Here is a 22274-nt window from a genome sequence, read left to right as displayed (position 1 = left end):
CATGTAGGTAAGGGCTTTTTGTTTTAAAAACCATAGCTACTAACTTAACAGCCTTAGAACAGAAGTATGAGCACCACCGAAAAAAGATATAAGATCGCTTTTGTTGGGGCCGGCAATGTGGCCTGGCACCTGGCGCAGGCTTTAACTGCAGCAGGCCATGTTGTGGTAGCTGTTTACAGCCGTAGCGCAGCATCCAGAGAGGCGCTGGCAAAGACACTTCCGGAAGCCCAACAAGCTTCTTCGCTTAACTTTGCAGCCTTAGCCGTAGATATTATACTTGTTGCCGTACCGGACGCAGCATTGGCACAGGTAGCATCTGAGTTGAAAGTGGCACCGGGTACTGTTGTAGCCCATACTTCTGGCTCACAGCCTTTAGCTATACTTAAAAACATACATGGCGCACAGCCAGCTGTTTTTTACCCGCTCCAGACCTTTTCTAAAACCAAAGCAGTAGACCTGGCCCAAGCACCTATACTTTTAGAGGCCGAGCAGGAAGCTGTTATGCAGCAACTGGAGAACCTTGCCCAAAGTATAAGCAGCAAAGTATACAAGGTTACTTCTGAGGCACGGCTGCAACTGCACCTGGCAGCGGTATTTGCCTGTAACTTTACAAACCACCTGTTAGGCATAAGCCAGCAGTTACTACAAGAGGCTGATCTGCCAACCGAGCTGCTACACCCGCTGGTGCAGGAAACAATGGCAAAAGCTACCCAGCAAAACCCTTACCTGGTGCAAACCGGCCCAGCCATACGCCACGACGATAACGTAATACAAACGCACCTGCACATGCTGCAAGAGCACCCGAGGTTTAAAGAGCTTTACAAGCTACTTACTCAAAGTATACAAGCTGGTAAAGTATAACTTTTTACAGCCCCGCAGGTTAAACAGAATGGCCCGCAAGTATTGTATACTTTGATTCGGCTGTTGGGCTTTGTACCTTTGCACTTTAAATTGAGAATGCAGAAATGAAAGTAGTAAATATAACCTTTAAGTTTTCAGACGGCTCACCAGACGAGGTGCACCCTGCAGTAGAGGGCGAGTCGGTTCTGGATGTTGCGCTTAACAACGACATAAGGCTACAGCACAACTGCGGTGGCGTATGTGGCTGCAGTACCTGCCATGTGTACATAGAAGCCGGTATGGACGACCTGCCGGAAATCTCTGACAAAGAAGAAGACTATATTGACCGCGCCGTAGACCCACGCATTAACTCCAGGCTAGGATGCCAATGCGTAGTGCAAGGCAACGAAGACATTGTAGTAACCATACCTGAGCAGGACTTCCTGGGCCATTAAGCAAAATGGCAAATTGGCGTAATGGAGGATTCCTGTGCAGGCAATCTTACTTTACCACAACTGCCTTATAACCATTAAACTAATTAACTGATGAATAAGAATTACGAACCGCCAATCCATTGGAACGATTACGAAGACATCGCCATGGCGCTTTATGAGAAATTTGGTGACGACTTTTCTGAGTCCAAAATATACCGTATACGATTTACAGAGTTGCTGGAGTGGATACTAACGCTGCCAAACTTTGCAGGCACTCGTGAAGAAGCCAACGAAGGACACCTGGAGCAGATACAAGCTGCATGGGTGTATGAGTGGCGCGACAACCAAGACTAATTGAGTCGCTGCACTTCGTATATATCGTTTAAAATATATATTTTTAAAGGTTCTTTCTCGTGAAGAACCTTTTTTTATTTAGCTATACTTATGTCAATCACTCAAACAGATCTTACGCGCATCAATACCTTTATTTTTGATGTTGACGGCGTACTAACCGATGGTTTACTCTATTGCTTTGCTGATGGGGAGCAGGTTCGGGCTTTTAACATTAAAGATGGTTTTGCTATAAAACATGCTATTAGTCAAGGCTATAATGTCGCTATCATCTCCGGCAAAAACGAGCCAGGCGTGCGCAAAAGGCTAGAGCAGCTCAACATAGAGCATATTTTTCTGGGCATCGACGAGAAAACAGAAGTGTTTGAGGATTATATGTATACGCAAGGCATTCACCCTGCCACAGTTGCTTATATGGGCGATGATATGCCTGATTATGAAGTAATGCAACGCTGTGGTTTAAGGGCCTGCCCTGCCGATGCTGCTGATGATATAAGAGAAATTTCGACGTTTATTTCGACCAAAAAAGGAGGCAGAGGCGCTGTAAGAGAGCTAATTGAGACAATAATGAAGGCCCAGGACACGTGGTAATCTACTTTTTATGTCTTTTCTACAATTCAATATAAATTTTCTCTTAATATAGTATTGCATATATTAAAACTATTCAGTACATTTCGATTAGAATTAATTACAATTATTTTATTCATTTTTATGAAAACAGGAAAAGTAAAGTTCTTTATTGAATCAAAAGGTTTCGGTTTCATTACGGAAGATGAGACCAATGAAGATTTTTTTGTGCATGTAACAGGCCTAAACGGTGTTCAAATTCAGCAGCACGACCGCGTGGAGTTTGACACACAAGAAGGCAAAAAAGGCATCAACGCTGTAAACGTGAAAAGAATATAGATAAACATATACTCTGCCGTTACAGAAGAAGCCCTTGTTTGATGCAAGGGCTTTTTTTTATGACTTGCCTTTACCGGAAGGGGCGTTATCTTTACAGAAGCTAAGAGATTACCATTTGTGAAAACTATACTTCGCCTCGTCCGCTTCCCTAACCTTATACTTATAGTTTTAAGTCAGGCGCTTGTGCAGGCATGCTTGCTAGCCGAGGGAGTGAACTGGAGCAAAGCCTTAGAGCCCGGTTTCCTGCTGCTTACTTTATATACTGTTCTTATTGCTGCGGCCGGCTACATAATCAACGATTACTACGATGTAAAGATAGATGCCATCAATAAGCCGGACAGGATGCTGGTTGGCCGGAAGATCAGACGCAGAAGAGCCATGTTTGCCCACCTTATACTTTCCTTTATCGGCGTAGCGGGCGGCTTGCTCCTGTCTATACCTGTAGGCTTAATCAACCTTGGGGCTGTATTGCTGCTGTGGGGTTACTCTGCTCGTTTAAAAAAGATGCTGCTGATCGGGAACGTGGTTATCTCATTGCTGTCTGCCTCCATGTTGTTGATAGTGGCTGTTTATGCGGATACGCTTAACAATATTACGATTGGCTATTCTCTTTTTGCTTTACTCATATCGCTTATCCGGGAGATAATCAAAGACATGGAGGATGTGAAAGGCGATGCCTCCTTTGACTGCCGAACACTTCCTATAGTAGCCGGGTTGAGAAATACGAAGTTAGTGCTTTATCCCCTTATCGCTGCTTTCCAGGCGTTTCTGGTGGTTGTTATACTTCACCCCAGAACTTCGCTGCAGCACGATTTATACATGGTTATACTTGTACTGGCACCAAGCATATGGCTGCTGCTAAAGCTCATCCGGGCAGACCGCAAAAGAGACTTTACTTACCTCAGTAATTTAAATAAGTTAATCATGCTGACAGGTATACTATCTATGCTGTTTGTACTATAAAGTATAAGCATCCCAAAACAAAAAGGGGGCTGGTGATTATTCACCGGCCCCCTTTTTAATGTGCAAGTATGATTAGCGTACCACTACACGCTGTGTGTTAATGTTACTGCCATCCTGAATCTTGATGATGTAAGTACCTTTTGCTACTCGGCTTAGATCAAGCTCAACAACACCGTTTGCATTGTCTTGAGCAGCTACAGTACGACCTATAAGGTCTACAACCTGTATGTTTGCATTTCTGGCGTTTACAAGGTCAACTTTTACGGCACCCGTTGTAAGCGTTGGGTACACGGCAAAGCCGCCTTTTTCGAAGCCCTTCTTGATGCTGGTTGGTGTAAGTGCTTCAACACTCTCATTTACAGTAGCAATTACGTCGCCATCTACCTCAACCAGGTCTAAAGTATAAGCATAGGTACCGGCAGCATTAAAGGATACTCTAAAGTTAAGTCCGTTTACATCGCTTAACGCCATACCTGCAGCAGGACCAATTAAGGCAACACCGTTACTAAAGTTTATCGGTTGGTACGCTCCGGCTTCATCCTGGTACTCCAACGCCACATTGGCTGCCTGCTCCGGATTGGCTAAAGTTAAGCGACCCTGCACCATGGTAGTAGGATCCTGATCGTTAGGTGTAACAGTTACTGTAAACGTGGTGGCAACGTCTCTTTCTACTTGCTTGCCATTAAGCGTGGTAGCAACGGTGGCACTTTCAAAAGGAACTACGGCGCTCTCTTCAGAGCTGGCAATTACCTGCGGGTCCTGGTCGGGCACCAAACGAAGCAACTCAAGCCGGTAGTTATAGGTGCCGTAGTCAGTAGCTGTAGCCACAAAGTTTTCTGTAACGTTTTCTGCAAGTGTAAAGCCTGCGGCATCGCCGTAATATGCTACACCGTTTGCATCAAAAGCTAGAGGAGTTCCGTCTGCAGTTGCCAAAGCAAAGGTCTCTGCCTGCTCCGGATCGTCCAGCGTTACTCTTACTCTGTACAAGTTATCCTCTCCCCAGGCTCCTCTGTTTACCGACACAGTAAATTGCGCTGCTGTGTTTAACTCAAGTGTAGCGTCATTTAACGTACTGGCAATAGAGGCTCCTCCCTCTACTACTGTAACTGTTTCGTTAGAGAAGCCAACAACATCACCTCCTATCAGCACTTGTACGGCATACTCATAAGTACCTGCCTCCGAAAAAGTGATTTTAAATAACCTGTCCGTATCTGCTAGAGGGAAGCCCTCTTCAGGGCCGAAAACAAGAATGCCATCCTCTCCAACAGTTAAGGTCTCGAAGTCGGTGCCAAGTTCTACATTGGTAGCATACTGCAGCGTAAATTTGGTGCGGTCTGCTGGGTTATTTAATACCAGCCTGGTAGTGGCTACCTGGCCTTCTCTATCTTCTGCCTCCAAAAAAACACGGAATAACACCTCTGCCCCGGTTGCAATTACATCCTGCTGACTGATGTTGTCTAGTGTAGTGTTGATGGTAGGCTCTTTAAAGGTAACGCTTACTGCTTCAGTTGCAGAGGCAACGATAGCGTTCGTGCTTGCATTGCGCAGTTCTAAAGTATAGTTGTATGTACCGACAGCGGAGAAAGTTATTCTGAAGCTGCTTATGGCATCTGCCAACGGAAATCCATCTTCAGGCCCAAACGCGGCCACACCCTCCGACGAAACAGGCAACGGTAGCCACACTTGAGGGTCTGAGCCGGCTTCTAGGTACTCCAACTTTATGTTTTCGCTCTGGAAAGGAATATTGTCACCAAGTAAAACCATTCGGCCTTTCACCATGGTGCCTTCGGCGGCATTTCCTCTTGTAGTTGTAACAGTAAATGCTACTGCTTCATTTAATTTTACATCTTCAGCACCTCCCAGGGTACTGCTTATGGTTGGCCCTTGTGCCAGGGCATTGCCTATTGCGCCCAAAAAGGCTATAAGCGTGATTGTAAACAGGCGTAGATATGTTTTCATCAAGTAAAAATTTAGGTGGTTAACAGATAATTTGTGTGATAAAAAAGTGCGTGGTTAAACTATTTATTACGGGCAAAACTTATTTATGATTTTGCAGCAGGAACACTTTTACGAAAAAGATAACGGTAACCTTTTTTAAGGAACACTTACTTTAGTTACCGGCTTAAAGCCATACATTACAAGTATAAATCATAGTAAAGCAGACACACCAAAAGAGCCCACAATTAGTTGTGAGCTCTTTTGGTGCGTAAGTATAAAGTGTAAAAGAAGCTATCTTACTATAAAGCGGCTTCCGGCTACTTCTTTGCCTTTAATTACTTTTACAAAGTAAGTGCCTTTGGCCATACCGCTTGTATTCAGGTTTACAGAACCAGAGGCCTTTTCCAGTTGCATTACTACACGGCCCAGCATATCTGTAACTGCTATACTTGCATTTCTAACCTCGCCCAAATCTACTCTTACGGCACCGTTGGCAAGTGTAGGGTAAACGCTGATGCGGGTATTGCCAATCATATCACCTATACCAGCTACACCAGTAGCAGTTACGGTCTCTGTAACGGTAGCAAGTGTGTTGCCATCTGTTCTCAGAAAACGTAGTGTGTAGGTATAATCACCAGGCTGCGCAAACGTAACTCTCATAAGCTGCTCTATACCTTCTTCTGTTAATCTCTCTCCTGTTGCAGGGCCAATTGTAGCAATTCCCTGCTCATTGAAAGCTAAAGGCTGAAAGTCCACTTCTTCTGCTGTCGTAGCAGCTCTGTTCGCATTGTATTGCAGCGTTATGTTATTGCGTTGCGCAGGAGTACCCAATACAATTTGAATGTTACCCATTACACCGGCAAATTGATTTGTTGTAACAAATATCTGCCACTCTTCTGCCTGGCTTACTACAATGCCTTTTTGCTGCGATACATTATCGAGTGTGCCATCTATTGTAGGAAACTGCGTAGGTGTAGTTACTGCTACAGTTCCTGATGCTGTGGCTACAGTTTCTGGTGTTGCCCCTACCGTTACAAGGCTCAAAGTATAGTTATATGTTATACCCCTGGCAAAAAGTATTCTGAAGTTATGGGTGGTAGCAGCGGCAGCATAAGCAAAACCCTGCTCCGGACCAAATATGGCAACCCCCTCTGTGCTCATAGCTAAAGTGGTATACTCTTCCTGTCCCGGCCCTTTGTACTGCAGCACAATATCATCTTGCTGGTATGGGTCAAAGTCGAAACGGCCCACTACCATTTGCCCACTACCCCCTTGGGTAGTCACGGTAAATTCTTCGGTTATACCCGACCTGACATTTGTTATGGTATTGAGTGTGGTACTGACTGTTGGTGTTTGGGCAAAGCTATAGCTTTGCGCCATCAGGGCCAGCAATAAAGCAATACATAAGCGTATAGGTGTTTTCATTTCGTTATGATTCTAATTTTAACAATGTTTTTAAATAAGTTTATAGTAAGGGTATTAAATACTTGCTATATATACCGTACAGTACTGTATTTTATAAAAAATGGATGTGATATAACGATGAAAATATTCGCAAAGCGTTTGTGCTGAATAGGATGTGTTTATACATAAGCCAGTAACAGAAGCATACAGGCATATTTACCCCTATATTTTAAGCGGAGGCACTTTTAAAATAACAATAGCTGCACGATAACCGTGTGCTTTAAGAGCGCCTTAGTAAAGCAGATGTAAACAGGAATTGCAGACCAAGCGCTAAGAATTTTTATGATGCAACCCAGGCTGCACAAACGCAATATGAAAGCGCTTTTACGCCTGCTTCGGCTTTACTGCACTTACTATCTTTTAAGGTACTGCCAGTTATTCCTGGCCTTCGCATCCGGAAATAAGTATATTGAGCAAAACATGTAGTATGGCAGCCTGCAGGCAAGGTTATTAACTGTTTAATTCTTACATCTAACGTATGGCAAACACAACCACTTCTGTAAATGCGTTTCAGCAAATTGTGAACTCATCTGCCAAGTTCAGGCTGTTTATGCTAGCTAAGTTACCTATGGCTTATTTAGCGGGCTTACGGGTTAAGTCACTTTCCGAGGATAGCGCTGCTGTTACCATACCTTACAAATACCTGAATAAAAACCCCTTCCGATCCATTTATTTTGCTTGCCTAAGTATGGCCGCAGAGCTTTCTACGGGCGTACTATGCATGATGCATGTGTATAAATCCACTCCGGCTGTATCCATGCTGGTAACACACATGGAAGCTAATTTCACAAAAAAGGCAGTTGGTTTGATAACCTTTACCTGCCACAACGGCCAACAGATTCAGGAGGCGGCAGAACGCACAAAAGCAACCGGCGAGGGAGTTACAATAGTGGCTACAAGTATAGGTGTGGATGAGGCAGGAGACAAAGTAGCAGAGTTTCGGTTTACCTGGTCGTTGAAGGCGAAGAGTGGGAAGAATGCTTAAAAAGTTTTCTTCTGTAGTTTATACTTGTATTAATCCTAATCCCTATATTTAACATAAAGCTTATTTCGTTTAGCCGCCGGATTTGGGTGTATAAACGGAATAGAGTTCCGTTTATACACTAGTTATGCATCATTTTAAGTCATATGAATTTATTTCCTTCACGCGTTTACAAAGTTGAATTACCTGACGGTTATACTATAGCCTTTAATCATCTTAAACAAAATACAAAGCATACCGACTTACTTGTTCTAGAGTCGACGGATAGGGCTTTTATTGGGATGGTCAATGAGAATAGTTTTAAGGTAATCTCATCTGCAAAGTATGGAGCTTTTTGTGTTCTAAGTGGTGATTTTCAAGAGAAAGTGGGTTCAATCAAAATAAGAATTCATATAACATACAAAATACTGTCCTCAATTTTGGTGTTGCTTCCAATCCTTTCCATTGTATTGACACTTTCACAAAGAGAAGTAGAAAATCCTATTGGACTTATTCTTCCTGCATTATTAGGAATCGTATTTGTAAGATTTGTTATTATAGAATTAAATTTTAGAATAATTTCAAAAAAAGTATTAAAAAAGTTAATTGAAATAATAAGAATAAGCCATATAATAAACGTGGCATAACAAGGTGCATAATATAGGCTTCGGCTGCGCCTTGCCCATATTATAGCACTACACCGTTATCAACTCCTCTCCCACACATTTATACTTGCACTTACTGGCAACTAAAACCAAACTGGCTATATTTGCAGCTTCACAGCAAGCTTATACTTTTGGAACGACCAGATAAGAAGAATATAGTCATTTTCGCTTCGGGATCGGGGAGCAATGCGCAGCGCCTGCTCGAGCACTTTGAGCACCACCCACAAATACGTGTGGCCGCCCTGTTCTCAAACAACCCGAAAGCCTATGCCCTTACACGAGCCGAGACCTACCACGTCCCGGCTCTTTTGTTTTCCAGAGATGCGTTTTACAACTCTGATAAAGTGCTGGAGCAGGTAAAGCGCTTTAACCCCGACCTGATTGTACTGGCTGGCTTTCTGTGGCTGGTGCCGGAGAACCTGCTGCACGCCTTCCCGAACAAGATCATCAACATACACCCTGCCCTGCTGCCAAAATATGGCGGCAAAGGCATGCATGGCCTAAACGTGCATACAGCCGTGGTGCAAGCCGGTGAGGCACAGTCGGGCATAAGCATACACTATGTTAACGAAGAGTACGACAAAGGTGAGTTTATACTTCAGGAGTATTGCCCGGTGCACCCTGAGGATACCCCTGAGGAATTGGCGGCACGTGTACTCCAGCTGGAACACAAGCACCTGCCGTTAGTTGTAGAGCAGCTACTACTCGACAAAGACGAACTATAGAAATCAACCAACAACCCATACCCGCAAACTATGCAACCAGTCCAAATTAAATCAGCGCTTATTTCGGTTTACTACAAAGACCGCCTGGAGCCATTAGTAGAGCTCCTGAAAAAGCACAACGTAACGATATACTCTACAGGCGGAACGCAGGCATTCCTGGAAGAGCAAGGTGCTGCAGTAGTAGCCGTAGAAGACCTAACCGATTATCCGTCTATCTTCGGAGGCCGCGTGAAAACGCTTCATCCGAAAGTGTTTGGCGGCATCCTGCACCGCCGCGATAACGACAGCGATATTTCAGAGCGTGAGAAATTTGAGATTCCGCCAATTGACCTGGTTATAGTGGATCTATACCCTTTCGAGGAAACGGTAGCATCGGGTGCATCTGAAGCAGATATTATCGAGAAGATCGACATCGGTGGCATTTCACTTATCCGTGCGGCAGCCAAGAATTTTAAAGATGTCTTGATCGTGTCGTCGCGTGAGCAGTATGATGATGTGGTGGCGTTGCTGCAGGAGAAGAACGGCGCTACTGACCTGGAAGACCGTAAGCGTTTTGCAGCCAAGGCATTTGATGTGTCATCACACTACGATACCCACATTTTCAACTACCTGAACGCCGGTAACGAGGAGCAACCTTTTAAGCAAAGTATACGTGAGGCTACCCCACTACGCTACGGCGAAAACCCACACCAAAAAGGCACCTTCTATGGTAAGCTGGACGAGCTTTTTGAGCAACTAAATGGCAAGCAGCTATCTTATAACAACCTGGTAGACGTGGACGCTGCTGTTGCCCTCGCCGCTGAGTTTGAAGAACCGGTTGTAGCCATACTTAAGCATACCAATGCCTGCGGTTGCGCTACCGGCGAAAGCATAAAGGAAGCTTACCTCAATGCTTTGTCCTCTGACCCTGTATCTGCCTTTGGCGGTGTGATCATCGCCAACAGAAGTATAGATATGGCTGCGGCAGAAGAGTTGAACAAGCTTTTCTTTGAAGTATTGATCGCTCCCGCTTTTGATGCCGATGCACTAGCGCTGCTTAAGACAAAGAAAAACCGCATTTTGCTGAAGCAGAACCAGGTAGAGCTACCGAACAAACTGTTTAAAATTTTACTCAACGGTGTAATTGAGCAGGATAAAGACCTGGCCACCGAAACGGAAGCAGACTTTAAGACTGCCACTAAGCGCGAGCCATCTGCCGAAGAGAAAAAAGCGCTTGTATTCGCGGCCAAAGTTTGCAAACACACCAAGTCCAATACCATTGTGCTGGCTACAGATAAAATGATGTTCTCCAGCGGTGTAGGGCAAACTTCCCGTGTAGATGCCCTGCGCCAGGCCATCGAGAAAGCTACCAGCTTCGGGTTTGACCTGAGCAAAACTGTGATGGCCTCTGATGCGTTTTTCCCGTTTCCGGATTGTGTGGAGATTGCCGACAAAGCAGGTATAAAAGCAGTAGTGCAGCCAGGTGGCTCTATCAAAGACCAGGACTCTATTGACTACTGCGATGCACATGGCATGGCTATGGTGATGACAGGGGTGCGCCACTTTAAGCATTAACAGCTCATACTTATCCATTGCAAAAAAGGTCTGGCTAAAGTATAGCCAGACCTTTTTTGTACTGCCGCCGCTTTTATACTTGGCAAGTATAAAAATTTGAACTCTTCCAGCCCTCCCGACCGGCATCAACAGGGCTACAGTTTATACTTGGCATCCGCCAATATCCCCTTTAATTTTATCAAGACACCGCCAAAACGGCAAGAGCACCTGCTTTTAAAGTATAAAACAGATTTTAATTTGCTTTCCAGAATTCTTTTTTAGGACTCAATTTTAAGTAAAAGCTGCCGTTATAAGCCTGAATAACAGTAACAGAAGCTTTTTATAAAGTCAAAATGATAAAAAGCCGTATCTACCATAGCAGTACATTATTAATTCTGTTGAAATTCACTAATTTTGCGGCGGGATTATACCCAACAATTATAGTATATTTGAAATATAACAAGGGCTACCGCACGCCCGCACATATATAGAATGGGACTTTTCAATTTTTTAACAAGTGATATAGCGATCGATTTGGGTACAGCCAATACTCTGATCATCCATAACGATAAAATTGTAGTAGACGAACCCTCGATTATTGCAGTAGACCGTACCACGGGCAGAGTGCTTGCCATCGGCCGCAACGCCATGCAAATGCACGAAAAGACCCATGAAAATATCAAAACCATTCGCCCGCTGAAAGACGGTGTAATTGCCGACTTCCATGCTGCTGAAGAGATGATTCGTGGTATGATCAAAATGATCGATACGGGCCGACGTTTATTTCAGCCTTCGCACCGCATGGTAATCTGTATTCCTTCTGGCATTACTGAGGTTGAGAAACGTGCCGTACGCGACTCCGCGCAGCATGCCGGCGCAAAGGAAGTATGGATGATACAGGAGCCAATGGCAGCTGCCATCGGTATCGGTATTGACGTAGAGCAGCCAATCGGTTCTATGATCGTGGACATCGGGGGTGGTACTACAGAGATTGCCGTTATCGCGCTTTCTGGTATCGTTTGCGATCAGTCTATCCGCATTGCCGGCGACGTTTTCACAAAAGACATACTGGACTACATGCGCCGCCAGCACAACCTGCTGATCGGTGAGCGCTCTGCCGAGAAGATCAAAATTGAGGTAGGTGCAGCGCTTACAGAAATCGAGAACCCTCCTGCTGACTACGAGATCCGTGGCCGCGACCTGATGACCGGTATCCCGAAAGTAATTAAAGTTACTTACCAGGAAATCGCCATTGCGCTTGATAAGTCTGTATCTAAAATAGAAGAGGCCGTTCTGAAAGCACTAGAGATAGCGCCACCAGAGCTTTCTGCCGATATTTATGACAACGGTATTCACCTGACAGGTGGCGGAGCCATGCTGCGTGGCTTTGACAAGCGCCTGGCTGCCAAAACTAAGCTTCCGATACACATTGCCGAAGATCCGCTTAGAGCTGTTGTACGCGGCACAGGTGCAGCCATCAAGAACATCGAGGGTTTCAAGAACGTCCTGCTAACCTAAGAGGGCTAAATGCGGAATCTTTTTGCTTTTATATACCGGTTCCGTGCATTCCTGATATTTGTATTGCTGGAGGTGCTGTGCATTTTCATGATCGTGCGCTATAACACGTATCAGGGCGCGGCATTTTTTAACTCAGCAAACAAGTATGTTGGGGAGGTACTTGAATTCCAGAGCGGCATAACCGATTATTTCAGGCTAACGAACGTGAACAGTACGTTGGCCCGGGAGAATGCTTTGCTGCGCCAGCAAGTACTGCAATACCGCAGAGCAGCTTTGATAGACAGCACCAGAACATTAGATACCACCTTTGTTGCTGTTACAGATACACTACAGCAGCACCCTTATATTTTGCATGCCGGCCGCGTAATAAACAACTCTGTACGGCGCACAAACAATACGCTTACACTTGCTATCGGCACAGATGATGGCGTTCAGCCTGGAATGGGTGTTATCGCGAGTAATGGCGTTGTGGGCCGTATCAAAACTGTATCCAGAAAGTATGCAACGGCTACGTCGCTGCTGCACTCCCAAATGCTGATATCGGCTAAAATACAAAAGAACAACACCTTTGGCACCATTAAGTGGACCGGCGGCGACTACCGCACAGCGTTACTGGATTACATACCGCTGCACGTAAAACCAGCCCAGGGCGATACTATTGTAACAAGCGGATACAATACTGTTTTTCCGGAAGGCATCATGATCGGTACCATCAGTTCAGTTGCCAAAGAAGCCGACAAGAGCTTTTATACTATCAGAGTTAAACTATCCGTTGATTTTGCGCAGCTTTCTTATGTGTACGTGGTAGAGAATACGCAGCAAGAAGAGCGAGAAGAATTGGAACAAAACGCAGGCATACTTCCAAATGAAGAGTAGCATTGGCATAAACAACATAGTGCAGTTTATACTGTTTGTGGCACTTCAGATTTTGCTGATGGATAACCTGGTGCTTTACAGTACAGGCTTTTGCTATATTTACGTGGCTTTTCTGCTCTTTCTGCCTATTAACATAAACAGAGTGCTGCTCCTTTTCCTAGGTTTTTTGGTAGGCTTTACGGTAGATGTGTTTTACGACACCATGGGCATACATGCGGCTGCCAGCGTATTGTTAGCGTTTCTGCGCCCTCACCTTTTGAACCTTCTTACGCCCCGCGATGGTTACGACATCAGCGACTCGGTAAATATCCATGTAATGGGCAAAGGCTGGTTCCTGACTTATACTTCTACGCTGATACTGGTGCACCATGCAGCGGTGTTTTTTCTGGAAAGAATAAGTTTTGACGATGCCTTGTTTACGCTCTTAAAGATAGTTGTAAGCGCTTTGTTTACCGGCGTAGTTATACTTATACTGCAGTTGCTGTTCTTCTCACCCAAGAGAACGAGTAGAGTTTAAATGAAATACTTAGAAAACAGAAAATACGTAATTCAGGGCATTTTCTTATTGGTGGGCATCGTGTATGCGCTTCGCCTTTTCTATATCCAGGTAGTAGACAGCAGCTACAAGCAGGCTGCCGAAACCAACGCCATCAAAACTATTATCCAGTATCCTTTCCGGGGCCTTATTTACGACCGTAACGGCCAGTTGCTGGTGCAAAACACGCCTGTTTACGACTTAATGGTGGTGCCTAAGGAGGTGAAGCAACTGGATACATTACGCTTAAGCAGCCTTCTGGAGCTGCCTTTAGAGGATGTTCGCGAACGCCTTAAGAAAGCACGCGGTTTCTCTTATGTGCAGCCGTCTATATTTTACCAAAAACTAACTACCCAGGATCTTGCCCATATCCAGGATAACCTAATTGATTTCCCGGGCTTCTATATTAATGCGCGTACAGCACGGGGTTATCCGCACCAGAGTTTAGCGCACGCACTTGGCTATATTGCCGAAATCAGCCCAAAACAACTGGAAGACAGCACCTACAAAGGCTATCGCCCCGGCGACTATATTGGCAAGAGCGGCATAGAGCTGGAGTATGAGAATTACCTGATGGGCAAGCGCGGCGTGAAGTATAAAATGGTAAATGTGCGCGGCGTGGAAAAAGGGCCCTTTAAAGATGGAGCCTACGACACCTTATCTGTTGCCGGCCAGAACCTGGTAAGCACCATAGACCTGGACCTGCAGGCCTACGGTGAAAAACTGATGAATGGAGCCAAGGGAAGTATAGTGGCCATAGAGCCATCTACCGGCGAGATTTTAGCATACGTTTCAGCCCCTTTCTACGACCCGAACTTATTTACAGGCAAGGACTACGGCAAAAATTACATGGCCTTGTTGCAGGACAAGGATAAAACCATGTTCAATCGTCCTATCATGGCCGACCAAAACCCGCCCGGCTCTATTTTTAAGCTGGTGCAGGCATTGATTGCCCTCGAAGAAGGTGTAATTTCGCCTAGCACCCGATTTGCCTGCAATAAATCGCTGGTAAACTGCCACCAGCATCCATCTCCGCTTGATTTGTATGGCGCTGTGCAGCACTCCTGCAATCCATGGTTCTTTCAGGCCTACAAAATGCTGCTTAACCAAGGTAAGTCTAAAAACACATTTACTGATACATCAATCGGCTTAAAAGATTGGCGTGAGCAGGTGCTTACATTCGGTTTTGGGCAGAAGTTAGGAATTGACATACCAGGCGAGAAGAAAGGTATCGTTGCATCGCCTGAGATGTATGATCGCGTGTATGGCAAAAACCGCTGGAAGTATTCTACCATTTACTCGCTAAGTATAGGCCAGGGTGAGTTGGGGGTAACACCGCTGCAAATGGCCAACTTTATGTCTATTGTGGCTAACAGGGGCTATTACGTAACTCCGCACATCATCCGCTCTGTAGGCGACGACGGTAAACCGCTAAAAGAGTACCAGGAACGCCATTATACCTCTGTAAACGCGAAGCATTACGAGCCGATAGTGGAAGGTATGGCTGAAGTGGTGCGCGCAGGTACAGCGCGTAGGGCCAACTTGTCAAAAGTAGGAATTGAGGTATGTGGCAAAACAGGTACAGCGCAAAACCCGCAAGGCCCTGACCATGCAGTATTTGTGGCTTTTGCGCCAAAGGATAATCCTAAAATTGCGATTGCTGTTTATGTAGAGCACGGGAAGTGGGGAGGCCAGTCTGCAGCGCCGATAGCCGGCCTGATGATTGAGCAGTACCTGACTGATACAGTTACGATAAAGGAGCAGGAGAAGTGGGTATTGAGCAGAGAGTACCTGAACATTAAATCGAAGTAAGCAATGGGTGTTGAGCAGCAAGTAATACCAAAGTATAAAGTAGCCACACGCAGCAGCCACCGCACGTCGCGCCTGCTTACCCAGCACATGGATTGGGTAACGATCCTGCTGTACTTCCTGCTGGTGGCTATGGGCTGGATGAACATTTACGCAGCCGTTTACAGCCCAGACAACATTGTAAACATCCTCAGCTTCGATATTAACTCGGGTAAGCAACTTGTATGGATTGGCGCTTCTTTTCTGCTGATTATTGTGTTGCTGGTAGTTGACTACAAAGTATACGAACACCTGGCTTACCCTATTTACGGGGGCATTATACTTCTGCTTCTTGTAACGCTTGTGGTAGCAAAACCGATTGCGGGATCCAGATCATGGCTTGACTTAGGAGCTGGAATACGCCTGCAGCCTGCCGAGCTGGCTAAATTTGCCACAGCACTTGCCGTTTCCAAGTACCTCAGCAATGTTAATCTGCGACAGCAAAAGTTTAAAGACCAGATGATTTTGGCGGCCATCACTTTTGTACCTCCAGCTATCATCATCCTACAAAACGAAACAGGCTCAGCGCTGGTGTTTGGCGCATTTATACTTGCTTTCTTCCGCGAAGGCATGTCCCCGCTTATACTTATTATTGGCGGCTCAGCGGCGGCTATTTTTATACTTACGCTGCTTGTGCCTAAGCTATACCTTATTCTAGGGATAACAGTATTGATGGGTTTGGCTGTGTGGATGGATTATCGCCTGCTGCGCCGCATTAAAACAATGGCAGCTATGCTGCTGCTGGTAATAGGTATGATCTTTAGTGTGGATTACTTTGTAAATAACATACTTCAGCCACACCAGCAAAACCGTATCAAGGCGCTTATCAACCCTGAGGCAGACCCGCTAGGCTATGGCTGGAACGTTACACAGTCTAAGATTGCAATTGGCTCTGGGGGCTTTTTAGGCAAAGGCTTCCTGGAAGGCACTCAAACTAAGTTTGACTTCGTGCCCGAGCAAAGCACGGACTTTATATTTTGCACAATTGGCGAAGAGCATGGATGGATAGGGAGCACCATTCTGATTGGCTTGTTTGTGTTTCTGCTTATCCGGATAGTAGGCATTGCAGAACGGCAGCGCTCTGTTTTTGGGCGCACCTACGGCTATTGCGTGGCATCCATTATCTTCTTCCACTTTCTGGTAAACGTGGGCATGACTATTGGCCTTGCCCCTGTAGTAGGTATTCCGTTGCCATTCTTTAGTTATGGAGGCTCCTCATTGTGGTCCTTTACAATCTTGTTGTTTATACTTATAGCCATAGATGCCAACCGTTCTAAAGACCTGGCAAGGCAATAAACTTTAAGGTGCTGAGGCTTTTTCGGCCTGAGGCACAGAAAGGCCATCTACAACTACTGCCGCTGATTCTGGGGCCACGCCAGGCGCTTTATCTGCTACTGGTTTACCATTATACCAGCCCTGCAGCTTTTTCTTGACAGCCCGCGAGGTGCTGTGTTCTATGTTACGGCTGATAAATGTTGCCAACAGCGTAATCCCTATAAAGATAACCGCCACAAGTGCAATGTGTACCAAATGATTCTCGGTAGTGAACAGCCTCCTGAAGGCAAGGCCTATTTCCTGGTGCAGCAGGTAAAACGGGTAAGATATTTCTCCTAAGAAAAGCATCCATTTATACTTCTGCAGGAAAGCCAGCTTGCCTAAAACCAACAAGGTAAACAAGCCGAAAAAAGCGCAAATCACGGCTATCTCTATACTATGGTTAAAGTAAGGCAGGTAACTGCCATAGCCATACATTAAGGCGATGCCCAGGCAAAGTATAAGCCCTGCAACATGTGTTATCTTTACTTTCTGATCCAGGTAGATGTGGTAAAAAATGATACCGGCCACAAATAGGTTAAAGTATTTTACCACCGCTTGTATGTTCTTCTGCATCCCCCCAAGTTCCGGGTTCAGAAACAACCCTCCTAAAGCCATTAAAAGCATTACCCCTACCCACAGCTTTACCCGATTGATTATGCCAAACATCAAAGCGCCAAATACAATCACGTAAAATACGAGTTCTTCCGTTAAGCTCCAGTAAGCCCCATCTACGTTCTCTACTCCCAGAAAAGATTGGAACATAGTCAGGTTAAAAAGTAGCTGCGTAAAGGTAACATCGCCTCTGCTGATATACAGAACGGCAAACGTAACAAACAGGCAAATCCAATAAGTGGGATATAACCTCGAGAAACGGGCTATTACAAAATCAGATGGCTTCTTAACGCTTTTGGCACTAAGGAAAATAACAAAACCCGAAATAATGAAAAACAGGTGAACTCCCAGATAACCATAATCGAACAACTGGAAGTGAAAAAGGAATACAGCAAATGCGGCTAATCCGCGAAGGGCGTCAAGTTCTTTAATTCTCATAATGAACATAGTAGCTAATAGAGAGCAGTCTGTGAACGAGGAGGCTGACTAAAACACTACAGTAAAGGGTATAAATTTGTCACGGTTACAATTTACAACAGTATACCTCATACATATAAAATTGTTACTATTTCAACCTTATAATTAGTAAAGTATAGGCTGCTCCCTGATAGCGGGAAGTGTACGCAGAAGGTGTTTTGGGAGAAAACTAGCTGAAGATGCAATTGCCTTTTATACTTCAAGCACAAAAAGCAATCTAATTATAACCTGCGGTTTGAGTATGCTTTGTGGCCTGGCTTATAAAACTTTGCAAAAACTGTAAGGCGAGCAAAACTGGTAATACTAAAAAGTCTTATTGAACTGGCCCTAAGGTATTACTTCGCAGGGCGCTGGGACGTCTCTTGTTTAGCTTTGAGCCAGTTTAAAGCACCTGCCTTATCCTGGAATATGCGAACCTCTATGGTAGCGCCTATCTTCCCCATCATCATCACTTCCCCTGCTGTTTCCCCGAAAGAGTTAGGGCGTGCCACATGAGCAAGATATCTTATGCCGGCTTCATAAGCACGCGGGAGCCATACTTGCTCGAGCCATGCTACGGATTCAGCCCATGGCCCTGAAAAATTTGTGTTATCGTTTAGCCTGTAAGCACAATGTGTATGCTCATGCATCTCAAGTCCGGCAATAAGCGCTTTCCCTAAATCCTGTTGCGATGCAGTACCGTACCACTCGGCAACAATAATATTAAGCGGCTTATTAAACTCTACTCTGTAAAACGTCCTTCCAAAGACATTCTTAACCTCTTTCAGCATCGCAATAAAACTGCTTTGTTATAATCAGTATTCTCTTAAAGTTATCTAATATACTTCGTTATCTGACCAGTATATAATTAGCCTGGATATTACTTCTATAGTATAAAATATAATGGGCCAAAATCTTTAAATAATAAAGATGACCTTAAACGCTACAGTTTGTTTATTAATAACTCAGCAGACTAGTAGGTTAAGTGAATGCCAAAACAAAAAAGGCCTGCTCAAACTGTGTTTAAGCAGGCCTTTTAAAAGCATCTTACTAAAAGTAAGTTAAGTACCAGGAGCGGGAATCGAACCCGCACGAGCTTGCGCTCACAAGATTTTAAGTCTTGCGTGTCTACCAGTTCCACCATCCCGGCAACACTTCAGATCGACACCTGAAGAGGATTTTGCAAAAAAACAAAGACGTTGTTATTCTACAACGTCTCCTGTTCTTCTTTTGCTGAGCGGGAGACGGGATTCGAACCCGCGGCCTCGACCTTGGCAAGGTCGCGCTCTACCAACTGAGCTACTCCCGCTTTTTGTTTTTCCTAAACCGCCGTAGTGATTTAGTGATGCAAAGATAGAGACAAAATCTCACATGTCAATAGTCTGCCAAAAAAAATTCTAGTGTTTTTCGTTGTGCTCTGATTCTCAGGAAGAAAATTTTCACACTTATTTTCATCAACTGTCAAAGCACTAGATTCAGATATAATTTTATACTTTAATTTAAGAAAAAATAAGGCAGGAAAGGCTAGCGAATAGCCTCCTGCGCCTTATCCTGCATTAATAATTTGAGTTCATTTAACTTCAGCAGCGCTTCTACCGGGGTAATTGTGTTTATATCTAACTGCTCCATCAGTTCCCTGGCCTTTTCAAGTTGCGGGTTACTTGGCTCAAACATACTTAGCTGAAAGTTATTTTTTGGAGCCGTTTTCATACGTTGCTTCGGTGCGTGCTCCGATACCTTCTCTTTTTCCAGGTGGTGCATAATTTCATCGGCACGCAGCACCACGCTGTTGGGCATACCAGCCATCTGGGCCACGTGTATACCAAAGCTGTGCTCGCTGCCGCCGGCTACCAGTTTGCGCATAAACAAGATCTTCCCTCCTGCCTCACGCACCGATACGTTATAATTCTTTACTCTCGGGAAATCCTCTGCCAGTTGGTTAAGCTCGTGGTAGTGCGTGGCAAAAAGCGTTTTGGCTTTATACTTCGGGTGGTTGTGCAGGTGCTCTACAATGGCCCAGGCAATCGAGATACCGTCGTAGGTACTCGTGCCACGGCCAATCTCATCCATCAGCACCAGGCTGCGGTCCGAGAGGTTGTTCAGTATACTTGCCGTTTCAGTCATCTCCACCATAAATGTAGATTCGCCTTTAGACAGGTTATCCGACGCACCTACGCGGGTGAAGATCTTATCGATGATACCTATACTTGCTGCCTCGGCTGGAACAAAGCAGCCGATCTGCGCCATCAGCACGATCAGGGCCGTCTGGCGCAGCAGCGCACTCTTACCCGCCATGTTCGGACCAGTAATAATGATCACCTGCTGGGCCTCGTTGTCCAGGAAAATGTCGTTTGGCACGTAAGCCTCGCCTAGCGGCAGCTGCTTCTCGATAACCGGGTGGCGACCTTTCTTAATGTCCAGCACATGGCTATCGCTTACCTCCGGCTTCACGTAGTTACTAGTTAAGGCTATACTTGCAAAGGCACCCAGGCAGTCTATCACACCGATAACTTTGGCGTTTTGCTGTACCTGTGCCACATAATCCAGCGCGTGCAGCACTAACTCGTTATATAAGCCAAATTCTATACTATAGATGCGATCCTCCGCATTCAGTATCTTCTCTTCGTAGGTTTTTAGCTCTTCGGTGATGTAGCGCTCTGCATTTACCAGCGTCTGCTTTCGTATCCAGGAGGCCGGCACTTTGTCTTTATGCGCATTGCTTACCTCCAGGTAATAACCGAATACCTTATTATAAGCTATTTTAAGCGAACTGATGCCGGTGTTTTTAATCTCGCGCTGCTGCACCTGCGCCAGGTAATCTTTGCCTGAGAAGGCGATAGCACGTAACTCATCCAGCTCCGCATGCACGCCACCGTTTATCATGTTGCCCTGGTTGGTGAGCATCGGAGGTTCCGGCTTCAGCACATTTTTTATCTCTTCGCGCAGGCCATCGCAGGGCGCCAGCTGGGCAGCCAGCTTTTGCAGCGCAGGAATATCACTTAACGCCAAAGCTTTTTGAATCGGCACAATGGCATCTAAGGCTTTGGATAGCTGCACCAACTCACGTGGATTAACCCTGCGTACGGCTACTTTTGAGATCAGGCGCTCCAGGTCATTTATCTGCTTTAAGTGCTGCGTTAGCTCCTGTAGCAACTCCTGGTGCTGTGTAAGCGCCTCTACGGTATCTAAACGGCGGCGAATCTGGGCCACATCCTTTAACGGCAGCACCACCCATTTTTTCAGTAGGCGGGCTCCCATGGGCGTTACGGTCTGGTCCAGTACCTGAATCAGCGGCACTCCCTCCTGGTGCTGCGGAAAAACTAACTCCAGGTTGCGCACGGTAAACCTATCCAGCCACACATACTTATCCTCCTCCAACCTAGAGATGGTAGCAATGTGGCTGATCTCGTTGTGCTGTGTTTCGGCGAGGTAATGAAGTATAGCACCTGCCGAGATAATGCCCTCAACCATGCCTTCTATACCAAAACCCTTCAGCGAGGCGGTACCAAACTGGCGGGTAAGGTTATCATAGGCGTAATCATACTTAAATACCCATTCATCCAGGGCATAATACCGGAAGTCAGGGCCGTAGCTTTCGGTAAAAGTCTCTTTTTCGCGCTTGCAGAAGAGTACTTCGGATGGTGCCAGGCTTTGCAGTAACTTACCAATATAATTCTTATCACCCTGCGCTGTAATAAACTCCCCGGTAGAAACATCCAGGAAAGATACGCCTGTTTCAGTTTTGCCAAAGTGCACGGCAGCCAGATAGTTGTTGCTGCGGCGCTCCAGCACCTGGTCGTTAAACGACACGCCTGGCGTTACCAGCTCCGTTACGCCACGCTTTACAATGCCTTTTACCGTTTTCGGGTCCTCTAGTTGGTCACAGATGGCTACCCGCTCACCGGCACGCACCAGCTTGGGCAGGTAGGTATCTAAAGAGTGGTGCGGGAATCCGGCCAAAGCTGTTTCAGACGAAGAGCCGGCTCCGCGTTTTGTCAGTACGATATCCAGGATCTTACTTGCCTTAACAGCATCCTCGCCAAAGGTTTCGTAAAAATCGCCTACCCTAAATAGCAGTAGTGCCCCCGGATGCTTTGCTTTGATGGCGTTGTACTGCTTCATCAAAGGGGTTACTGTGCCTTCTCCTTTCATACTGTATGTGGTAATGATGAATTCTGAATTTTAAATCTGGAATGGTTTTACCCACCCCTGCCCTCCCGAAGAGGGATTTATACTTTGCCTGGCATATAAGCCACCTCCAAACAAATCCGCAGCTAGTATACTTCCAGATAGCAAATGCGAAAGAGCAATAACTTTATACTTTGTCAGATC

Annotated in this window: 20 protein-coding genes and 2 tRNA genes; 15 read left to right on the top strand and 7 right to left on the bottom strand. The window is 45.5% G+C overall.

Features of this window, described 5'->3' with window-relative positions; translation table 11 throughout:
• The first annotated feature begins 66 nt into the window (after positions 1-66).
• The 6 genes from Q1A23_RS09690 (at position 67) to Q1A23_RS09665 (ending at position 3494) form a co-directional block, all read left to right on the top strand.
• On the top strand, positions 67-861 hold the full coding sequence (locus Q1A23_RS09690; protein WP_299822484.1) for a Rossmann-like and DUF2520 domain-containing protein: 795 nt from the start codon (positions 67-69) through the stop codon (positions 859-861).
• Positions 862-965: 104 nt separating this feature from the next.
• Positions 966-1295, top strand: a complete 330-nt coding sequence (locus Q1A23_RS09685; protein ID WP_299822482.1) for a 2Fe-2S iron-sulfur cluster-binding protein — start codon at positions 966-968, stop codon at positions 1293-1295.
• A 90-nt stretch (positions 1296-1385) separates the two neighbouring features.
• The gene (gene iscX, locus Q1A23_RS09680; protein ID WP_299822479.1) at positions 1386-1628 is read left to right on the top strand and encodes a Fe-S cluster assembly protein IscX; all 243 of its coding nucleotides are present in this window, start codon (positions 1386-1388) and stop codon (positions 1626-1628) included.
• Positions 1629-1718: 90 nt separating this feature from the next.
• Positions 1719-2216 carry an HAD-IIIA family hydrolase gene (locus tag Q1A23_RS09675; protein ID WP_299822476.1) on the top strand — a complete coding sequence of 166 codons (498 nt, stop codon included), beginning with the start codon at positions 1719-1721 and terminating at the stop codon, positions 2214-2216.
• A gap of 120 nt (positions 2217-2336) precedes the next feature.
• On the top strand, positions 2337-2531 hold the full coding sequence (locus Q1A23_RS09670; protein WP_187066824.1) for a cold shock domain-containing protein: 195 nt from the start codon (positions 2337-2339) through the stop codon (positions 2529-2531).
• A gap of 117 nt (positions 2532-2648) precedes the next feature.
• Positions 2649-3494, top strand: a complete 846-nt coding sequence (locus Q1A23_RS09665; protein ID WP_299822471.1) for a geranylgeranylglycerol-phosphate geranylgeranyltransferase — start codon at positions 2649-2651, stop codon at positions 3492-3494.
• Between the two features lie 72 nt (positions 3495-3566).
• On the opposite strand, the gene Q1A23_RS09660 is transcribed toward Q1A23_RS09665, so the two are convergent.
• Positions 3567-5453, bottom strand: coding sequence for a T9SS type A sorting domain-containing protein (locus tag Q1A23_RS09660; RefSeq protein WP_299822468.1), 1887 nt, complete (start codon positions 5451-5453; stop codon positions 3567-3569).
• A gap of 270 nt (positions 5454-5723) precedes the next feature.
• On the bottom strand, positions 5724-6857 hold the full coding sequence (locus tag Q1A23_RS09655; protein ID WP_299822465.1) for a T9SS type A sorting domain-containing protein: 1134 nt from the start codon (positions 6855-6857) through the stop codon (positions 5724-5726).
• A 517-nt stretch (positions 6858-7374) separates the two neighbouring features.
• On the opposite strand from Q1A23_RS09655, the gene Q1A23_RS09650 reads away from it, so the two are divergent.
• From Q1A23_RS09650 to rodA, 9 genes are all read left to right on the top strand, one after another.
• A complete protein-coding gene (locus Q1A23_RS09650; RefSeq protein ID WP_299822462.1) occupies positions 7375-7881 on the top strand; it encodes a DUF4442 domain-containing protein in 507 nt (168 codons plus the stop codon).
• Positions 7882-8024: 143 nt separating this feature from the next.
• Positions 8025-8504 (top strand): hypothetical protein, encoded by a 480-nt coding sequence (locus Q1A23_RS09645; protein ID WP_299822459.1) that lies wholly within the window; start codon positions 8025-8027, stop codon positions 8502-8504.
• 149 nt (positions 8505-8653) lie between these two features.
• Positions 8654-9247, top strand: a complete 594-nt coding sequence (gene purN / locus Q1A23_RS09640) for a phosphoribosylglycinamide formyltransferase (RefSeq protein ID WP_299822456.1) — start codon at positions 8654-8656, stop codon at positions 9245-9247.
• 30 nt (positions 9248-9277) lie between these two features.
• Positions 9278-10801, top strand: a complete 1524-nt coding sequence (gene purH, locus Q1A23_RS09635; RefSeq protein ID WP_299822454.1) for a bifunctional phosphoribosylaminoimidazolecarboxamide formyltransferase/IMP cyclohydrolase — start codon at positions 9278-9280, stop codon at positions 10799-10801.
• 471 nt (positions 10802-11272) lie between these two features.
• Complete coding sequence (locus Q1A23_RS09630; protein WP_299822451.1) at positions 11273-12298, top strand: rod shape-determining protein; 1026 nt, start codon at positions 11273-11275, stop codon at positions 12296-12298.
• A 9-nt stretch (positions 12299-12307) separates the two neighbouring features.
• The gene (gene mreC, locus Q1A23_RS09625; protein ID WP_299822449.1) at positions 12308-13174 is read left to right on the top strand and encodes a rod shape-determining protein MreC; all 867 of its coding nucleotides are present in this window, start codon (positions 12308-12310) and stop codon (positions 13172-13174) included.
• The gene (locus Q1A23_RS09620; RefSeq protein ID WP_299822447.1) at positions 13164-13691 is read left to right on the top strand and encodes a hypothetical protein; all 528 of its coding nucleotides are present in this window, start codon (positions 13164-13166) and stop codon (positions 13689-13691) included. Before mreC ends, Q1A23_RS09620 begins: the two co-directional genes overlap by 11 nt.
• The gene (gene mrdA / locus Q1A23_RS09615) at positions 13692-15521 is read left to right on the top strand and encodes a penicillin-binding protein 2 (protein ID WP_299822445.1); all 1830 of its coding nucleotides are present in this window, start codon (positions 13692-13694) and stop codon (positions 15519-15521) included.
• A 3-nt stretch (positions 15522-15524) separates the two neighbouring features.
• Entirely contained in the window at positions 15525-16853 is a 1329-nt protein-coding gene (gene rodA / locus Q1A23_RS09610) for a rod shape-determining protein RodA (protein WP_299822443.1), read from the top strand.
• Between the two features lie 3 nt (positions 16854-16856).
• Here rodA and Q1A23_RS09605 read toward each other — a convergent pair whose 3' ends face one another.
• The 5 genes from Q1A23_RS09605 to mutS all read right to left on the bottom strand — a co-directional run bounded on the left by Q1A23_RS09605 (position 16857) and on the right by mutS (position 22094).
• Positions 16857-17924, bottom strand: a complete 1068-nt coding sequence (locus tag Q1A23_RS09605; RefSeq protein ID WP_299822441.1) for an acyltransferase — start codon at positions 17922-17924, stop codon at positions 16857-16859.
• A gap of 374 nt (positions 17925-18298) precedes the next feature.
• Complete coding sequence (locus Q1A23_RS09600; RefSeq protein WP_299822439.1) at positions 18299-18733, bottom strand: hypothetical protein; 435 nt, start codon at positions 18731-18733, stop codon at positions 18299-18301.
• A 275-nt stretch (positions 18734-19008) separates the two neighbouring features.
• Positions 19009-19092 (bottom strand) — tRNA-Leu (locus Q1A23_RS09595).
• A gap of 86 nt (positions 19093-19178) precedes the next feature.
• A tRNA-Gly gene (locus tag Q1A23_RS09590) sits at positions 19179-19251 on the bottom strand.
• A 215-nt stretch (positions 19252-19466) separates the two neighbouring features.
• Positions 19467-22094, bottom strand: a complete 2628-nt coding sequence (gene mutS / locus Q1A23_RS09585) for a DNA mismatch repair protein MutS (protein WP_299822438.1) — start codon at positions 22092-22094, stop codon at positions 19467-19469.
• Between the last annotated feature and the right edge of the window lie 180 nt (positions 22095-22274).

The sequence above is a fragment of the uncultured Pontibacter sp. genome, assembly GCF_947492645.1.
GTDB lineage: Bacteria > Bacteroidota > Bacteroidia > Cytophagales > Hymenobacteraceae > Pontibacter.
This window is presented reverse-complemented; position numbering and strand designations above follow the sequence as displayed.

Bases quoted from the DNA above. Each gene is read 5' to 3' on its own strand.
- Q1A23_RS09690 (WP_299822484.1), top strand. From the start codon at position 67: ATGAGCACCACCGAAAAAAGATATAAGATCGCTTTTGTTGGGGCCGGC.
- Q1A23_RS09685 (WP_299822482.1), top strand. From the start codon at position 966: ATGAAAGTAGTAAATATAACCTTTAAGTTTTCAGACGGCTCACCAGAC.
- iscX (WP_299822479.1), top strand. From the start codon at position 1,386: ATGAATAAGAATTACGAACCGCCAATCCATTGGAACGATTACGAAGAC.
- Q1A23_RS09675 (WP_299822476.1), top strand. From the start codon at position 1,719: ATGTCAATCACTCAAACAGATCTTACGCGCATCAATACCTTTATTTTT.
- Q1A23_RS09670 (WP_187066824.1), top strand. From the start codon at position 2,337: ATGAAAACAGGAAAAGTAAAGTTCTTTATTGAATCAAAAGGTTTCGGT.
- Q1A23_RS09660 (WP_299822468.1), bottom strand. From the start codon at position 5,453: ATGAAAACATATCTACGCCTGTTTACAATCACGCTTATAGCCTTTTTG.
- Q1A23_RS09655 (WP_299822465.1), bottom strand. From the start codon at position 6,857: ATGAAAACACCTATACGCTTATGTATTGCTTTATTGCTGGCCCTGATG.
- Q1A23_RS09650 (WP_299822462.1), top strand. From the start codon at position 7,375: ATGGCAAACACAACCACTTCTGTAAATGCGTTTCAGCAAATTGTGAAC.
- Q1A23_RS09645 (WP_299822459.1), top strand. From the start codon at position 8,025: ATGAATTTATTTCCTTCACGCGTTTACAAAGTTGAATTACCTGACGGT.
- purH (WP_299822454.1), top strand. From the start codon at position 9,278: ATGCAACCAGTCCAAATTAAATCAGCGCTTATTTCGGTTTACTACAAA.
- Q1A23_RS09630 (WP_299822451.1), top strand. From the start codon at position 11,273: ATGGGACTTTTCAATTTTTTAACAAGTGATATAGCGATCGATTTGGGT.
- mreC (WP_299822449.1), top strand. From the start codon at position 12,308: ATGCGGAATCTTTTTGCTTTTATATACCGGTTCCGTGCATTCCTGATA.
- Q1A23_RS09620 (WP_299822447.1), top strand. From the start codon at position 13,164: ATGAAGAGTAGCATTGGCATAAACAACATAGTGCAGTTTATACTGTTT.
- mrdA (WP_299822445.1), top strand. From the start codon at position 13,692: ATGAAATACTTAGAAAACAGAAAATACGTAATTCAGGGCATTTTCTTA.
- rodA (WP_299822443.1), top strand. From the start codon at position 15,525: ATGGGTGTTGAGCAGCAAGTAATACCAAAGTATAAAGTAGCCACACGC.
- Q1A23_RS09605 (WP_299822441.1), bottom strand. From the start codon at position 17,924: ATGAGAATTAAAGAACTTGACGCCCTTCGCGGATTAGCCGCATTTGCT.
- Q1A23_RS09600 (WP_299822439.1), bottom strand. From the start codon at position 18,733: ATGCTGAAAGAGGTTAAGAATGTCTTTGGAAGGACGTTTTACAGAGTA.
- mutS (WP_299822438.1), bottom strand. From the start codon at position 22,094: ATGAAAGGAGAAGGCACAGTAACCCCTTTGATGAAGCAGTACAACGCC.